The sequence below is a fragment of the Herbaspirillum sp. 1173 genome (genome assembly GCF_031455335.1).
Taxonomy (GTDB): Bacteria; Pseudomonadota; Gammaproteobacteria; order Burkholderiales; family Burkholderiaceae_D; genus Herbaspirillum; species Herbaspirillum huttiense.
Window position 1 is genome coordinate 76,268 of sequence record NZ_JAVDSP010000009.1, and the last position, 15,494, is coordinate 91,761.

The window sequence follows — 15,494 nt, forward strand, 5'->3', positions numbered from 1 at the left end:
ACCACCATGGCCAACGAACGCCGCATCGCCCACCTCGACATGGACGCTTTCTATGCGTCGGTGGAATTGCTGCGCTATCCCGACCTGCGCGGCCAGGCAGTGGTCATCGGCGGCGGTTCGGCCACGCGGCCGGTGGAATTGCCCGACGGCACGCGCCAGTATTTCCGCATGCGCGATTACGCCGGGCGCGGCGTGGTCACCACTTCCACCTACGAGGCGCGCGCGCTGGGCGTGTTCTCGGCCATGGGCATCATGAAGGCGGCCCAGCTGGCACCGGACGCCATCCTGCTGCCGACCGACTTCGAGGCCTATCGCAAGTATTCGCGCCTGTTCAAGGAAGCGGTACGCAGCATCGCGCCGCTGATCGAGGATCGCGGCATCGATGAAATCTATATCGATCTTTCTGCGTGGCCCGATACCGCGCATGAGGTTGCGCGCCAGATCAAGGACGCGGTGCACGCCGCTACTGCCCTGACCTGCTCCGTCGGTGTGGCGCCCAACAAGATGCTGGCCAAGATCTCTTCCGAACTGGACAAACCCGACGGGCTGACCATCCTCACGCCCGAGGATATCGAGCGCCGCATCTGGCCGCTGCCGGCGCGCAAGATCAACGGCATCGGACCGAAGGCCGCCGAGAAGCTGGCGGCATTGGGTATCGAGACCGTGGCCGACCTGGCACGTGCATCACCTGAAATGCTGCGGGCACATTTCGGGCGCAGTTATTCGGAATGGCTGGGACGCGTGGCGCAGGGCGTCGATGATCGCCCGGTACAGACTTACTCCGAACCCAAATCCATCAGCCGGGAAACCACCTTCGAGCGCGACCTGCACGCACGCGCCGACCGTACGCAGCTCTCGGAAATCTTCACCGCCCTGTGCGTGAAGCTGGCCGGTGACCTGGAGCGCAAGGGCTATGTCGGCCGCACCATCGGCATCAAACTGAAATACGCCGATTTCCAGGGTGTGACGCGCGATGTTACGCTGCCCGCACCCACCGGGGACGCTGCCACCATCCGCCAGGCGGCGGGGGAATGCCTCAAGCGCGTACCCCTGGAAAAGAAGCTGCGCCTGCTCGGTGTGCGCGTGGGCGCGCTCTCGCGCAAGGATGAGCTTGCATTGACAGCGCAGGCGCTGCAGGCGGAGTTGCCGTTCGGCGGCTGATCCATATTTCCGCGAACTATTTGTGCGTTTTTCTGACGTACTCTGCGGCAAGCCCGGCCACGAAAAATTTAACTGCAAGCGTGGACAATCCGACATCGCTTGCGGCGAGACGGGCGTGTAAAATCTCCCCCTTTCCCTCTTTGCCCTGCTCCGGAAACCTATGTGGTTCAAGAATCTCCAGATCTACCGTTTGCCCGCACCGTGGGCGATCAATGCCGACGAACTCGAATCCCATCTCGCGCCGCAGGCCTTCACCGCCTGCTCCAGCCTGGACATGCAGAGCCAGGGCTGGGTGCCGCCGCGCAACAATGAAAAACTGGTGCATGTGGTCAACCGCCAGCTGCTGTTGAAACTCGATACCGAGAAGAAACTGCTGCCCTCGACCGTCATCAACCAGGTCACCAAGGCCCGTGCCGCCGAGCTGGAAGAGCAGCAAGGTTTCCCGCCGGGCCGCAAGCAGACCAAGGAATTGAAGGAACAGGTCACCGACGAACTGCTGCCGCGCGCCTTCTCGGTGGTGCGCAGCACCTGGGTCTGGATCGATCCGGTCAATGGCTGGCTGCTGGTCGATGCCGGCTCGCCTTCCAAGGCCGAAGAAGTCCTGAAGCTGCTGTTCAAGGCCATCCCCAAGTTCCCGCTGGAAACGCTGCGTACCGTCATGTCGCCGGCAGCGGCCATGACCGACTGGCTGGCCAGCGACGAAGCGCCCAACGGTTTCACCGTGGACCAGGATACCGAGCTGCGCTCCACCGCCGAGAGCAAGGCCACGGTGCGCTATGTGCGCCACACGCTGGAAGCCGACGACATCCGCCGCCACATCGAAGCCGGCAAGCAGTGCACGCGCCTGGCGCTGACCTGGGCCGACAAGGTGTCCTTCGTGCTGACCGAGAACCTGTCGGTCAAGCGCATCGCGCCGCTGGACGTACTCAAGGAAGACAGCGAGATCGCCGGCAAGAACGACGATGAACGCTTCGATGGCGACTTCATGCTGATGACCGGTGAGCTGGCCAAGCTGCTGACCGCGCTGGTCGACGCGCTGGGAGGCCAACTGAAGGAAAACGACGGAACACTGGCCCGCGCGGCCTGACCGGCATCGCTTCAGTACGCCAGTACGAATGAAAACGCCGCGACGGGCTGACCGTCGCGGCGTTTTTTTCATATCGTCCCGTGCGGGTGGATCAGGTTGCGCACGATGTGCTCGCCGATGGCCAATGACGAGGTGGCCCCGGGCGAAGGGGCATTGCGGATATGCGTGACGCGGCTGCTCTGGCGAATCACGAAATCGTCCACCAGCCGGCCATCGGGTTCCATGGCCTGGGCGCGAATGCCGCGCACCGCCGGGGTCACGCTCACCTCGGACAGGGCCGGCACATAGCGGGCAGCTTCGCGCACGAAGTGCCGCTCGCTGACCACGGTCTTCAGTTCGCGCAGGGTCGCGGCCATGTTGCGGCTGGCGAATTTCCAGAAACCCGGATAGCCCAGATAATCGGCCACGTCGCGCAGGCTGAAACGATCCCCTTGGTAATTCTCGCGTCCCAGCGAAATGAAGGCATTCGGACCGATGGTCATCTGGCCATCGATACGCTTGGTGAAATGCACGCCCAGGAAGGGAAAGCGCGGATCGGGCACCGGATAGATCAGGCCCCGGACATGCGACTTGAAGGCTTCATCGATGACGTAGTACTGACCGAAGAAGGGCACGATGCGCGGCGTGGCGACATCGCCCGATTGCTGTGCCAGCCGGTCTGACTGCAGGCCGCAGCAGGCGATGACGAAATCGAACGCATCACCGTGGATCTCGCCACCGGCCAGTTCGATCTGCACATGCTGCCCCTGTTCGAACACGCGTTGCACCGCTGCATTGAGACGGATCACGCCGCCCCTCTGCACGATCTCCTGCGCCATGTGCTGCGCGATCTGGCCATAGCTGACGATGGCCGTGCGCGGCGAATACAGCGCGCGCAGTCCCACGCAATGGGGCTCGATCTCGCGCAGGCGTGCGCCGTCGATCATCTCCACATCCGGCACGCCATTGGCCAGCGCCTTGCGATGGATGGCTTCCAGGCGCGGCAATTCGTCCGCCTCCAGCGCCACCACCACCTTGCCGCATTCATCGTAGGGCAAGCCATTCTGCTCGCAGTAGGTCCTGACCAGCTCGACGCCGCGCCGGCACAGCCGCGCCTTGAGGCCGCCCGGTTCGTAATACAGGCCGGCGTGGACCACGCCGGAATTATGGCTGGACTGGTGGCGGGCCACGGCGTCTTCCTTCTCGAAGACGGTGACGCGCACATCGGGTTGATCCAGCAGCAACTGGCGGGCCACGGCCAGGCCGTTGATGCCGCCGCCGATGACGGCATAGTGCAAGGGTCTCATGAGGCTGGTAAGGGTCCTGGTAACGGCAAAGGGAGGGAGGATATCGTAACGGGCGCAGCCGGCTTCATTCACTCCGGTGGCAGCGCATGCACCATCACGTTTTCCAGCGGCAGCATCGCATGCGGCAGCGTGGCGGCCAGCCGCGCCGTGGAGACCCCATCGCGCGCACCCAGCGCCAGTCCATTGAGGAAGCTGGTATAGAAATCTCCCAGGGCGGTGACATCGGCATCGGCCCGGATCTCCCCTTCACGCTGCGCCTGCAGCAGGCGCGCGCGGATTTCATTGCGGCGCTTGTGGCGGCGTTGCGAGAGCGCATCACTGTGCTCGCTGTTTTCGGGCGCACAGTTGATGGCGGAAATCACTACCATGCACCCCTTTCCTGCCGGCAATCCCGGCACCGTCGACTTGCCCGAATACATGCGCACGCTGGCGCGCAGCATGGCTTGCAGGTCTTCGCGAATGCCCTTGCCGGCCTGCAACAGGCGCAGCGGTTCGGCGCTGATGGTGCGCGAGTAGACCTCCATGACTTCACGGAACAGCGCATCCTTGTCGCCGAAGGCCGAGTAGAGACTGGGGGCCTTCACGCCTATGGCCTCGCACAGATCGGCCATGGTGGTGCCTTCGTAGCCCTTGCTCCAGAACACTTGCATGGCCTGCTGCAGCGCCTGGTCGCGGTCGAAGCTGCGCGGGCGGCCACGGGTTTTTATCATCGGTTTCCTTTGCGGGGTATTACCCCTGGCGGTAATGGTGTTGCGGAGAAGTGTAGTTTAATTTAGTCGGCATTACAAAAATAAATCGCCAGACCTTGAACTTTGGGGAAGACGTTCCTATTATCTAATGCTCGTTACATAAATAAACTTTGTAGCGGGCAATTTGATCAATCGTCACCATCAACACTGAATCCAGCATTTGACGGCACCCATCGAAAGGACATGCCATGAGCCGCAAGACCCGAATAGAAAACTACCGCAACATCGGTATCAGCGCGCATATCGACGCGGGCAAGACCACGACCACCGAGCGCATTCTTTTTTATACGGGTGTGAACCACAAGATCGGCGAAGTGCATAACGGTGCGGCCACCATGGACTGGATGGAGCAGGAGCAGGAACGCGGCATCACCATCACCTCGGCCGCCACCACGGCCTTCTGGAAGGGCATGGCCGGCAATTATCCCGAGCATCGCATCAACATCATCGACACCCCGGGCCACGTGGACTTCACCATCGAGGTGGAGCGCTCCATGCGCGTGCTCGATGGTGCGGTGATGGTGTACGACTCGGTGGGCGGCGTGCAGCCGCAGTCCGAGACCGTCTGGCGCCAGGCCAACAAGTACAAGGTGCCGCGCATCGCCTTCGTCAACAAGATGGACCGCATCGGTGCGGACTTCTTCCGCGTGCAGAAGCAGATCGAAGAGCGCCTGAAGGGCAAAGCCGTTCCCATCCAGATTCCGGTGGGTGCGGAAGACCATTTCTCGGGCGTGATCGACCTGGTCAAGATGAAGGCCATCATCTGGGACGAAGCCAGCCAGGGCGTGCTGTTCAAGTATGAGGACATCCCGCTGGAGCTGGAGGACACCGCACGCCACTGGCGCGACCTGATGGTCGAGCAGGCGGCTGAAGCCAATGAGGAACTGCTGGAGAAATATCTCTCCGGCAATCCCCTGACCGAAGACGACATCAAGCGCGGCCTGCGCCTGCGCACGGTGGCCAACGAGATCGTGCCGATGCTGGCCGGCAGCGCCTTCAAGAACAAGGGCGTGCAGGCCATGCTGGATGCGGTGATCGATTACCTGCCCTCGCCCGTCGACGTGCCCGCCATTGCCGGCCATGCCGAGGACGACAGCGAGATCGAGCGCCATCCTTCGGACGAGGAACCGTTCTCGGCGCTGGCTTTCAAGATCATGACCGATCCCTTCGTGGGGCAGCTGACCTTCTTCCGCGTGTATTCCGGCATCGTCAATTCGGGCGACACGGTCTACAACCCGGTCAAGGGCAAGAAGGAACGCCTGGGCCGCATCCTGCAGATGCACGCCAACGAGCGCAAGGAAATCAAGGAAGTGTTCGCGGGCGACATCGCAGCCGCCGTGGGCCTGAAGGATGTGACCACTGGTGACACGCTGTCGGATCCGGAACATCCCATCATCCTGGAGCGCATGATCTTCCCTGAGCCGGTGATCTCGCAGGCGGTGGAACCGAAGACCAAGGCCGACCAGGAAAAGATGGGCATCGCCTTGAATCGCCTGGCGCAGGAGGATCCGTCCTTCCGCGTGCATACCGATGAGGAATCGGGCCAGACCATCATGTCGGGCATGGGCGAGCTGCACCTGGAAATCCTGGTGGACCGGATGAAGCGCGAGTTCAACGTCGAGGCCACGGTCGGCAAGCCGCAGGTGGCTTACCGCGAAGCGATCCGCAAGGGCGTGGAAGATGTGGAAGGCAAGTTCGTCAAGCAGTCCGGCGGACGCGGGCAGTATGGCCATGTGGTGATCAAGCTGGAGCCGCAGCCGGCTGGCAAGGGGTATGAATTCGTCGATGCCATCAAGGGTGGCGTGGTCCCGCGCGAATTCATCCCGGCGGTCGACAAGGGCATCCAGGAGTCGCTGAAGGCGGGCGTGCTGGCGGGTTATCCGGTGGTGGACGTGAAGGCCACGCTGACCTTCGGTTCGTACCACGATGTGGACTCCAACGAGAACGCCTTCCGCATGGCCGGTTCCATGGCATTCAAGGAAGCGATGAAGCGTGCCGGTCCGATGCTGCTGGAGCCGATGATGCAGGTCGAGGTGGAAACGCCCGAGGAATTCATGGGCAACGTGATGGGCGACCTGTCCTCACGGCGCGGGATGGTGCAGGGCATGGAAGACATGGTGGGCGGCGGCAAGCTGGTGCGTGCTGAAGTCCCGCTGTCGGAAATGTTCGGCTATTCGACCACGCTGCGTTCGCTCTCGCAGGGGCGCGCGACTTACTCGATGGAGTTCAAGCATTATGCCGAGGCGCCAAGGCAGGTGGTGGAGCAGTTGTCGGGGAGCAAGGGCAAGGGTTGATTGGCCCTGCTCGCTGCTGGCTGCTGGCTGCTGGCTGCATGAGGAAGCCGATGCATCTTTGGGTGCATCGGCTTTTTTTAACTTTAGGTAAATAATCCGGAAAGAATCCGCAAAAACAAAAACGCCCCGTTCTTGCGAACGGGGCGTTTTATTTGGCGGAGCGGACGGGGCTCTCCTACACAAGCGCAGGCCGCGGAATCGCTTGCAAGCGATTCCCTTCTCGCCCCGCCGGGAGCCGCGCAGGCGGCTCCCTCCACTCCGCAGGTTTTTGCTGCGCAAAAACAAAAATGCCCCGTTCTTGCGAACGGGGCATTTTATTTGGCGGAGCGGACGGGGCTCGAACCCGCGACCCCCGGCGTGACAGGCCGGTATTCTAACCAACTGAACTACCACTCCTAAAACCGTTTCAGCCGTCGTTGCTTGCTGAAAGATCGCTATTATAGGAGAGACTTTTTGAAAATGCCAGCCCTTTTTAAAAATAATTGCGAAATATTTTACGGCCCGGCATCAAGCCTTGAACTTGCCCTCAAACGCCAGCTTGGACAGCGGCTCACGCGGGCTCGGCACTTCACGTGCCTGCAGGCCTTCCGGCAGGATGGACTTGTCACCCAGCTTGCCCACCACCACCATCGCCTCCACCGAGAACTCGGCCGGGACGTTCAGCTCGGTACGGGCCTTGTCCTTGTCAAAGCCGGCCATGCCGTGCGCATGCCAGCCGGACAGCGACGCCTGCAGCGCCAGATAGCCCCAGGCCGAACCGGTGTCGAAGGAATGGGTCGGCGCAGGCACCGCCTCGGTCGCACCCGGCGGCACCATCACGGTACGCGACAGCACCACGAACAGGGCCGATGCATTGGCGCACCAGGAACGGTTGAATTCATTCAACAGGCCCAGCAGGCTGTCCCAGGCCGGCGTACCACGGCGCGCATAGACGAAGCGCCACGGCTGCGCATTGTAGGCCGAGGGCGCCCAGCGAGCGGCTTCGAGGAAGGTCAGGACGGTTTCTTCGGAGATCTCGGCACCGTTGAAGGCGCGCGGGGACCAGCGGTTCAGGAATTGCGGATCGATGGGATAGTCGGCGTTGCGCGGATTGGCGGACATGCTCTTTTCCTATGAGGATGAGGGTGGATGAATTCAGGCAGCAGGCATCTTAGCAGCGCCGCCTGTTTCCTGCAGAGCCAGCCGCGCAGCCATAAAAAAACCCGCGCACCTTGCGGCGGCGGGTTAAATCCAATTCTCAGGGGTGATGAATTGGAGGGGGAGGAACTTCAGAATAACGATGGCCCTCTCGCGCCTCCAACGTTTTTACACGCTGTAACATCCGTTGCAATTGTGCAGTGGACTGTGGGGAAACTGTCAGGAATGGCGTTTCCCCTGTCGTCCACGGCCGACGCGGCTTTGCGCCGCATCCGGCTCATTTCCCGATACAGAACCGCGAAAAAATCACCCCCAGCAAATCATCCGGCGTGAACTTGCCCGTGATGCTGGACAAGCGCTCCTGCGCCAATCGCAGCTCTTCAGCAAACAAATCCAGCGCGTGCTCACCGGCCTCATTGTCCAGCGCCGCATGCGCCGCTGCATGGGCCAGATGCTCATCGGCCGCCTTCAGCGCCAGCAAATGCCGCTCGCGCGCGAGGTAACGCGATTCCACCGTCTGCTGCCAGCCGGCAATGCGCAGCAACTCGGCGCGCAGCAAGTCCACGCCCTGCCCTTCGGCCGCCGACAGATAGACGTGCGTGGCGTCCGGCATCGGATCCACCGCCGGCTTGTGGCCCGAGCGGTCGATCTTGTTCCAGATGCGGATGATGGGTACGCCCTCGGGGAAGCGCGCGGTAATCTTTTCATCTTCCAGCGTCGGGCCACGGTCCGCATCGAGCATGTGCAGGATCACGTCCGCCTTGGCCACCTCGGCCCAGGTACGCTCGATGCCAATGCGCTCGACTTCGTCCGGACCGCTGCCATCTTCACCAGCTTCGCGGATACCGGCCGTATCGATGATGTTGAGCGGCATGCCTTCGATCTGTATCGTCTGCGTCACCTTGTCGCGCGTGGTGCCGGCGATGGGCGTGACGATGGCCACATCCGATCCGGCCAGTACGTTCAGCAGAGAAGACTTGCCCACGTTGGGCTTGCCGGCCAGCACCGCATTCAAGCCATCACGCAGCAAGGCCCCTTGCGCAGCATGCTTGAACACCTCTTCCAGCGTGCTGCGGATGGTGGCCAGCTGGCCGCGCGCGTCGCTCTGTTTCAGGAAATCGATTTCTTCCTCGGGGAAGTCCAGCGTCGCTTCCACCAGCATGCGCAGGCGCGTGACCTGGTCCACCAGCTCGTGGATCACCTTGGAGAACGCGCCCGAGAGCGACTCGGAGGCCGACTTGGCCGCCGCCTCGGTGGTCGCTTCGATCAGGTCGGCCACCGCCTCGGCCTGGGCCAGGTCGATCTTGTCGTTCAAGAAGGCACGCTGGGTGAATTCGCCCGGCTCGGCCAGACGCAGGCCGATCTCGTGGCCCGCCTGCACACAGCGCGCCAGCAGCATCTGCATCACCACCGGGCCACCGTGGCCCTGCAGTTCCAGCACATCCTCGCCGGTATAGGAATGCGGGGCCGGGAAGTGGATCGCCAGGCCCTGATCGATCGGGCTGCCATCCTCATTGAGGAAGGGCAGATAAGTGGCGTGGCGCGGTGCCAGGCTGTCGCGGCCGCAGACGGCGCGGATCACCGGGCCCAGGTTCTTGCCTGAGATGCGGACCACGCCGATGCCCCCGCGTCCGGGTGCGGTGGCGATGGCGGCAATGGGAGAAGAATCGAAAGTCATCTGCGAATACTTGTTGTTGTGTTGAGGTGAGCCCGCCGCTGCATCCCCCTCGGAGCAACGGCGTAAAGCCATGTTAACCCTGCTTGCGCTCTACGACCGAAAAAAAACCCGTGGATTCCACGGGTTTTTCCTTTGATGGCCTGCAAGAAGCAAATTATTTGGTCTTGCCGCTCTCGATATTGCGGGTGATCACCCATTGCTGCGCGATCGACAGGATGTTGTTCGTCACCCAGTACAGCACCAGGCCGGACGGGAAGAAGAAGAACATGAACGAGAACACCAGCGGCATGAACATCATCACCTTGGCCTGGACCGGATCCGGCGGCGTCGGGTTCAGCTTGGTCTGCAGGAACATCGACGCAGCCATGATGATCGGCAGCAAACCGATGGGCATGTTGAAGTAAGGGATGGTGCCGAACAGGCGGTCCGGGGCGGTCAGGTCATGCACCCAGCCCAGCCAAGGCGCGCCGCGCATTTCCACCGAGGCCAGCAGCACCGAGTACAGCGCGATGAACACCGGGATCTGGATCACGATGGGCAGGCAGCCGCCCAGCGGATTGATCTTCTCGGTCTTGTAGAGCGCCATCATCTCGCGGTTCATGGCCTGCGGATCACCCTTGTGGCGTTCGCGGATGGCTTGCATCTTCGGCGAGACCGCCTTCATCTTGGCCATGCTGCGATAGCTGGCCGCCGACAGCGGGAAGAACACCAGCTTGATCAGCACGGTCAGCAGGATGATGGTCCAGCCCCAGTTGCCCACCAGGTTGTGGATGTGGGTCATCAGCCAGAAGATCGGCTCGGCGATCACGGTCAGGTGGCCGTAGTCGCGCACCAGGTCCAGGCCCGGGGCAATCGCTTGCAGGGTCTTGGAGACGGTGGGACCGGAATACAGCTGGGTATCCATGGTCACGCTGGCGTTCGGGGCCACGCTGCCCAGCGGCAGGATGGAACCGACCGCGTACAGGTTGTCGCCGACCTTCTTGCTGAAGATGTCGCGCTGCGCGTTCTGCGGCGGAATGAAGGCCGAGACGAAGTAGTGCTGCACCATGGCGATCCAGCCGTTGTCCGCCTTGTTGACGTGCTGCTGCTTGCCGTTGGCGATCTTCTCGAAGTCCAGCTTCTCGAAGTGCTCGGTGCTGCTGTAGACGGCAGGACCGGTGAAGGTGCTGTAGAAGTGCGATTCGCCGCCCGGCTTGTTGCCGTCACGCACCAGCTGCAGGTACAGCGAAGGATTGATCGCCGCACCCGTGGTGTTGGTCACGGTGTGCTTGACGTCGATCAGATAGCTGTCGCGCTTGAAGGTGTAGGTCTTGGTCAGCTTCACGCCGCCCTGCTCGGCCACCAGCACCAGCTGCACTTCATTGCCGTTGTCCAGCGAACGGGCGCCGGGCTGTGCGGTGAAGATGGTCTTGTGATTGGGGAAGGGACCGCCGATCAGGCCCGACTCCGCCAGGTACATGTGGCCGGGTTCGGAATCGAACAGCACGACGTTCTTGGTCGGATCGACCACGTCGGGTTGCTTCAGCAGTTCCAGGCGCTTCAGCTCACCGCCCACGGTATCGATGCTGGCCTTGACCAGGTCGGTGGTGATGGTGATGGTTTCGCCCTTGGTGGCGGCAGCCACGTCAGCACCGGGGACCGCGCCAGGTGCCGGTGCCGGCGTGCCAGCCTGCGGCACCGGGGAACCGGTCGGGCTGGCGGTGGGCGCGGCCGGATTGGCGGCGGCTTGCTCCTGAGTCGGGCTGGCCGACGGGAAGAACATCGACTGATGTCCGTTATGGCGCATCCAGCCATCCCACAGCAGCAGCAGGGAGAAGGAGAATACAACCCACAGGACGGTACGTTTGATATCCATATGCGTATTGATGAGTTCAGGAGTGGCTGCAACCGTCAGCGGCCACAGGGGGAGACAGCCGCGCTACCGGAGACGGCAGCGCAGTGGTCGGGGAATCGGGAACGACGGAAGAAGAGGGGCTGTTCGCCTGCGCCTGGGCATGGGCTTGCGCCTCGGCCGAGCCGGGCACGAAGTCCAGGCCACCGGCATGCCAGGGATGGCATTTGCAGAGGCGCTTGCCCGCCAGGACACTGCCCTTGAGCGCGCCATGCAAACGCACCGCCTCGGCGGCGTAGTCGGAACAGCTGGGATAGAAACGGCAATTCTGCCCCAGGAAAGGGCTCACTCCCAGCTTGTAGGCACGCAACAGCAGGAGCAGAGGGGTCTTCATCACTTCCTGTTTTCCTGGCTATTTCCTGGCGAACGCGGGGGCGCTCGGCAGGAAGGCGAACAATTGCATCAGTTCGGCACGCAGCATGGCCTTGACGGACGCACTGCGGGCAGGATCCTTCCTGGTATTGACCGGGCGCGACAGGCGCACGATGCAGTCCACGGCAGGCAGTTCAGCCTGGCGAAACAGCTCGCGCGTGGCCCGCTTGATCGTGTTGCGGGTGACCGCACGCGGTGCCAGCCGCTTGGCCGCCACCACGCCCAGACGGGCTTGCGGCAGGCTGTTGCGGCGTGCGTACAACACGAAATGCTCGGTACGATACACGGGGCGCAAACGAAAAACGGATGAAAACTCATCCGTTTTAACGATTCGCCGATCGCGTGGGAAGTCGCCTGCTTGACGTGCTGGAAGCGGTGTACGGACGTCCGTCACACGAAACGGCAGCGCAAAGCCCCGGCTTAAACTGCAGCCAGACGCTTGCGGCCCTTGGCGCGACGGGCGTTGATCACGGCACGGCCGCCACGGGTTGCCATACGGGCACGGAAACCATGGGTACGCTTGCGACGCACGACGGAAGGTTGGTAAGTACGTTTCATGTTGGACTCGCTAAGTTGGGCTGCCTTGGAGCAAACAGCAAAAATAAATCGGAATTCTGGAACCGCTTTCGGTGTGCCTGTTCCGCATCACCGATGCCCTGCCGCCTGTCTGAGCCGGCAGCCCCTGCATCGCTGACACCATTAACTCTGTTGGCCTCTGCCGCCTCCCGGTGTGATCACTGGGTAATCGACCGGTGGACAACTGAAACAGCACTGCGTCGGCACCGCGCGCAATTCTTCAGATGGTGAACCCTGAATTAGACTGCATTTTCCACTTCGCTGTCAATGACTTATGCGCTTTTGCGCCCTCCCCGAGCACTCAACGGCCGAGTTCGGGGCCAATGCGTGGCGGAATTGCCGCATCTGGCCAGAATCGCCCCTTCCCTGCCGCCAGCCGGCCGGCAAAAAGCCGATATGAAGTTGCTTGCAGGACATCACCCCGAATTCAGCCCAAGCCTTCAGCTGATACGTTCAACGCATGAAGAAAACGCAGGCACGCCATGCGCCCCACGCATGAACAAATCCGTAAATCATCTAAAGCATTTTTTCAGCAGGGCTGGACACCGGTGCGCCTGACTTGCCCACGGGAGGCGGATGAGGCAGATCAGCAACATTGAGACACCGCAATCGTCCTGTTACAAAAAAGATGCGTCATGAAAGCTGCACCCTGCAATATGACAAACATGCCTGGCACGATTCCAGCTATAAGGGGAGATGAAGCAAAGAGACCGGCAAGCAGGCAGGAACGAATTGCACCGGCAGGAGGAGATCGGCAGCATCGCCAGGCACCAGCCGCGCTGGCCTGCGCAACCGCCCGACAGGCATTGTCCGCCTGTTCCCTCCCGCCGGCTATCAGGGTTTTCACGATGGCGCGCTGCGCGAAAATAGCGCACCGTGTGGTCAACCGCTGAAGCAATCCGCACATTGAAAGAGCATGATGTGAATGAAGCTGCGAATGTCCCTGCGCACGCAATGGGATAAACGCTTCGCCCCAATGCGCGGGAAAATGCAAAGAAAATCCAGCGCTTGCTGAATGAAGCTGCACTATAGGGATCACCAAGCAGAAGCAAAAAAAGGAATAGAATGAACTGCAGGATCTGAAAAGATCTTCGCATCACGTTGTAGAAGCTACGGCTTTCAAAGAACACACCGGCAATGACGCAATACAGAGTCACCGACGCGTTCTTCGATAACCGCAGATGGCAAGTCCAGACATATGAATCTGTTTCGTACTTTTTTGAGAGCGACGGAGGTGGTATGGATATCTACAGCAGCTTTGCAAGCCGGTTCGACAAGACCAGAGAAGAAGAATTATCGCTTGAAGAGTATCTGAATCTTTGCAAGAACGACCCGGCAGTCTATGCATCGGCTGCCGAACGGATGCTGATGGCCATCGGCGAACCGGAGAAGGTCGACACCCGGGAAGATCCGCGCCTCTCGCGCATCTTCGCCAACAAGGTCATCAAGGTCTATCCCGCCTTCAAGGAGTTCTACGGCGCGGAAGAAGTGATCGAGCAGGTGGTCTCGTATTTCCGCCATGCCGCGCAAGGCCTGGAAGAAAAGAAGCAGATCCTTTATCTGCTGGGTCCGGTCGGTGGCGGCAAGTCCTCCATTGCCGAACGCCTGAAGCAGTTGATGGAGCAGGTGCCCTTCTATTCCATCAAGGGTTCGCCGGTCAATGAATCCCCGCTGGGCCTGTTCGATTACGACGAAGACGGTCCCATCCTCGAAGAGCAATACGGCATCCCGCGCCGCTATCTCAAACCCATCCTGAGCCCCTGGGCAGTCAAGCGCCTGCACGAGTACAACGGCGACATCCGTCAGTTCCGTGTGGTCAAGCGCTATCCGTCCATCCTGCGCCAGATCGGCATTTCCAAGACCGAGCCGGGCGATGAAAACAACCAGGATATTTCCACCCTGGTCGGCAAGGTCGACATCCGCAAGCTGGAACAATATTCGCAGGACGATGCCGACGCCTACAGCTACTCGGGCGGCCTGTGCCTGTCCAACCAGGGCCTGCTGGAATTCGTGGAAATGTTCAAGGCCCCCATCAAGGTGCTGCACCCGCTGTTGACGGCCACGCAGGAAGGCAACTTCAAGGGTACCGAAGGTTTCGGCGCGATCCCCTTCGATGGCGTCATCCTGGCCCACTCCAACGAATCGGAATGGAAGGCCTTCCGCAACAACAAGAACAATGAAGCGCTGCTGGACCGCATCTTCATCGTCAAGGTGCCGTATTGCCTGCGCGTCTCCGAAGAAATCAAGATCTACGAAAAGCTGATCCGCAGCTCTTCGCTGGGCAAGGCCACTTGCGCGCCCGGCACGCTGAAGATGATGGCGCAGTTCTCGGTGCTGACACGCCTGAAGGAACCGGAAAATTCCAGCCTCTTCTCCAAGATGCAGGTCTACGACGGCGAGAACCTCAAGGACACCGACCCCAAGGCCAAGTCCTACCAGGAGTATCGCGACTATGCCGGTGTGGATGAAGGCATGAACGGCATCTCCACGCGCTTCGCCTTCAAGATTCTGTCGCGGGTGTTCAACTTTGATACCACCGAGGTAGCGGCCAATCCGGTGCACCTGATGTACGTGCTGGAACAGCAGATCGAACGCGAACAATTCCCGCAGGAGACCGAGCAGAAATATCTCTCCTTCGTGAAGGACACGCTGGCCTCGCGCTACGCCGAATTCATCGGCAAGGAAATCCAGACCGCCTACTTGGAGTCGTATTCGGAATATGGCCAGAACGTCTTCGACCGTTACGTGACCTATGCCGACTTCTGGATCCAGGATCAGGAATACCGCGATCACGATACCGGCGAGAGCTTCGACCGTGCGGCCCTGAATGCGGAACTGGAAAAGATCGAGAAGCCGGCCGGCATCAGCAACCCCAAGGACTTCCGCAACGAGATCGTCAACTTCGTGCTGCGTGCGCGGGTCAACAACGGCGGCAAGAATCCGCTGTGGACCAGTTACGAAAAACTGCGCGTGGTGATCGAGAAGAAGATGTTCTCCAACACCGAAGACCTGCTGCCGGTGATTTCCTTCAACGCCAAGGGCTCCACCGAGGAAATGCAGAAACACGAAGACTTCGTCAATCGCATGGTCAGCAAGGGATACACGCCCAAGCAGGTGCGCCTGCTGTGCGAATGGTACCTGCGCGTGCGCAAGTCCTCGTAAGCGCCGCTGTTGCGCATCGCCCGCGGTATGCGTGGCGATGCGCGCGGCGACCCTTCGGCGCCGTGCGCCTGGCGCACCGCCGACCACTAGCAGGAGAACCG

Annotated in this window: 12 protein-coding genes and 1 tRNA gene; 4 read left to right on the forward strand and 9 right to left on the reverse strand. The window is 61.2% G+C overall.

The features are described from left to right. Positions 1–6 precede the first annotated feature (6 nt). Together dinB and J2X56_RS22570 are read left to right on the forward strand one after the other, a co-directional pair. The gene (gene dinB / locus J2X56_RS22565) at positions 7–1,161 is read left to right on the forward strand and encodes a DNA polymerase IV (protein ID WP_259433442.1); all 1,155 of its coding nucleotides are present in this window, start codon (positions 7–9) and stop codon (positions 1,159–1,161) included. A 160-nt stretch (positions 1,162–1,321) separates the two neighbouring features. Next, a complete protein-coding gene (locus J2X56_RS22570) occupies positions 1,322–2,248 on the forward strand; it encodes a recombination-associated protein RdgC (RefSeq protein WP_034330361.1) in 927 nt (308 codons plus the stop codon). A gap of 68 nt (positions 2,249–2,316) precedes the next feature. Here J2X56_RS22570 and lhgO read toward each other — a convergent pair whose 3' ends face one another. Both lhgO and J2X56_RS22580 read right to left on the reverse strand, forming a co-directional pair. Further along, entirely contained in the window at positions 2,317–3,534 is a 1,218-nt protein-coding gene (gene lhgO, locus J2X56_RS22575; RefSeq protein WP_209569890.1) for an L-2-hydroxyglutarate oxidase, read from the reverse strand. A gap of 68 nt (positions 3,535–3,602) precedes the next feature. Next, entirely contained in the window at positions 3,603–4,244 is a 642-nt protein-coding gene (locus J2X56_RS22580; RefSeq protein WP_121040689.1) for a TetR/AcrR family transcriptional regulator, read from the reverse strand. 227 nt (positions 4,245–4,471) lie between these two features. Between J2X56_RS22580 and fusA the strand changes: the two genes are divergently transcribed. Then, positions 4,472–6,577 (forward strand): elongation factor G, encoded by a 2,106-nt coding sequence (gene fusA / locus J2X56_RS22585; RefSeq protein WP_088755108.1) that lies wholly within the window; start codon positions 4,472–4,474, stop codon positions 6,575–6,577. A gap of 319 nt (positions 6,578–6,896) precedes the next feature. Here the strand turns inward: fusA and J2X56_RS22590 are convergent. The 7 genes from J2X56_RS22590 to rpmH form a co-directional block, all read right to left on the reverse strand. Beyond that, positions 6,897–6,973 (reverse strand) — tRNA-Asp (locus J2X56_RS22590). Between the two features lie 111 nt (positions 6,974–7,084). Beyond that, a complete protein-coding gene (locus J2X56_RS22595; RefSeq protein ID WP_039783592.1) occupies positions 7,085–7,678 on the reverse strand; it encodes a nitroreductase family protein in 594 nt (197 codons plus the stop codon). 313 nt (positions 7,679–7,991) lie between these two features. Next, a complete protein-coding gene (mnmE, locus tag J2X56_RS22600; RefSeq protein ID WP_209584367.1) occupies positions 7,992–9,392 on the reverse strand; it encodes a tRNA uridine-5-carboxymethylaminomethyl(34) synthesis GTPase MnmE in 1,401 nt (466 codons plus the stop codon). Positions 9,393–9,546: 154 nt separating this feature from the next. Then, complete coding sequence (gene yidC, locus J2X56_RS22605; RefSeq protein ID WP_310162849.1) at positions 9,547–11,247, reverse strand: membrane protein insertase YidC; 1,701 nt, start codon at positions 11,245–11,247, stop codon at positions 9,547–9,549. 16 nt (positions 11,248–11,263) lie between these two features. Beyond that, positions 11,264–11,617 carry a membrane protein insertion efficiency factor YidD gene (gene yidD / locus J2X56_RS27055; RefSeq protein ID WP_121040695.1) on the reverse strand — a complete coding sequence of 118 codons (354 nt, stop codon included), beginning with the start codon at positions 11,615–11,617 and terminating at the stop codon, positions 11,264–11,266. 18 nt (positions 11,618–11,635) lie between these two features. Then, positions 11,636–12,049, reverse strand: a complete 414-nt coding sequence (gene rnpA / locus J2X56_RS22615; protein WP_134223607.1) for a ribonuclease P protein component — start codon at positions 12,047–12,049, stop codon at positions 11,636–11,638. Between the two features lie 26 nt (positions 12,050–12,075). Continuing rightward, positions 12,076–12,213: a 50S ribosomal protein L34 gene (gene rpmH / locus J2X56_RS22620; protein ID WP_006461360.1), complete on the reverse strand. Its 138-nt coding sequence runs from the start codon at positions 12,211–12,213 to the stop codon at positions 12,076–12,078. Positions 12,214–13,470: 1,257 nt separating this feature from the next. On the opposite strand from rpmH, the gene J2X56_RS22625 reads away from it, so the two are divergent. Beyond that, positions 13,471–15,393, forward strand: coding sequence for a PrkA family serine protein kinase (locus tag J2X56_RS22625; protein ID WP_013236263.1), 1,923 nt, complete (start codon positions 13,471–13,473; stop codon positions 15,391–15,393). Positions 15,394–15,494: the final 101 nt, after the last annotated feature.

Bases quoted from the DNA above. Each gene is read 5' to 3' on its own strand.
- dinB (WP_259433442.1), top strand. From the start codon at position 7: ATGGCCAACGAACGCCGCATCGCCCACCTCGACATGGACGCTTTCTAT.
- J2X56_RS22570 (WP_034330361.1), top strand. From the start codon at position 1,322: ATGTGGTTCAAGAATCTCCAGATCTACCGTTTGCCCGCACCGTGGGCG.
- lhgO (WP_209569890.1), bottom strand. From the start codon at position 3,534: ATGAGACCCTTGCACTATGCCGTCATCGGCGGCGGCATCAACGGCCTG.
- J2X56_RS22580 (WP_121040689.1), bottom strand. From the start codon at position 4,244: ATGATAAAAACCCGTGGCCGCCCGCGCAGCTTCGACCGCGACCAGGCG.
- fusA (WP_088755108.1), top strand. From the start codon at position 4,472: ATGAGCCGCAAGACCCGAATAGAAAACTACCGCAACATCGGTATCAGC.
- J2X56_RS22595 (WP_039783592.1), bottom strand. From the start codon at position 7,678: ATGTCCGCCAATCCGCGCAACGCCGACTATCCCATCGATCCGCAATTC.
- mnmE (WP_209584367.1), bottom strand. From the start codon at position 9,392: ATGACTTTCGATTCTTCTCCCATTGCCGCCATCGCCACCGCACCCGGA.
- yidC (WP_310162849.1), bottom strand. From the start codon at position 11,247: ATGGATATCAAACGTACCGTCCTGTGGGTTGTATTCTCCTTCTCCCTG.
- yidD (WP_121040695.1), bottom strand. From the start codon at position 11,617: ATGAAGACCCCTCTGCTCCTGCTGTTGCGTGCCTACAAGCTGGGAGTG.
- rpmH (WP_006461360.1), bottom strand. From the start codon at position 12,213: ATGAAACGTACTTACCAACCTTCCGTCGTGCGTCGCAAGCGTACCCAT.
- J2X56_RS22625 (WP_013236263.1), top strand. From the start codon at position 13,471: ATGGATATCTACAGCAGCTTTGCAAGCCGGTTCGACAAGACCAGAGAA.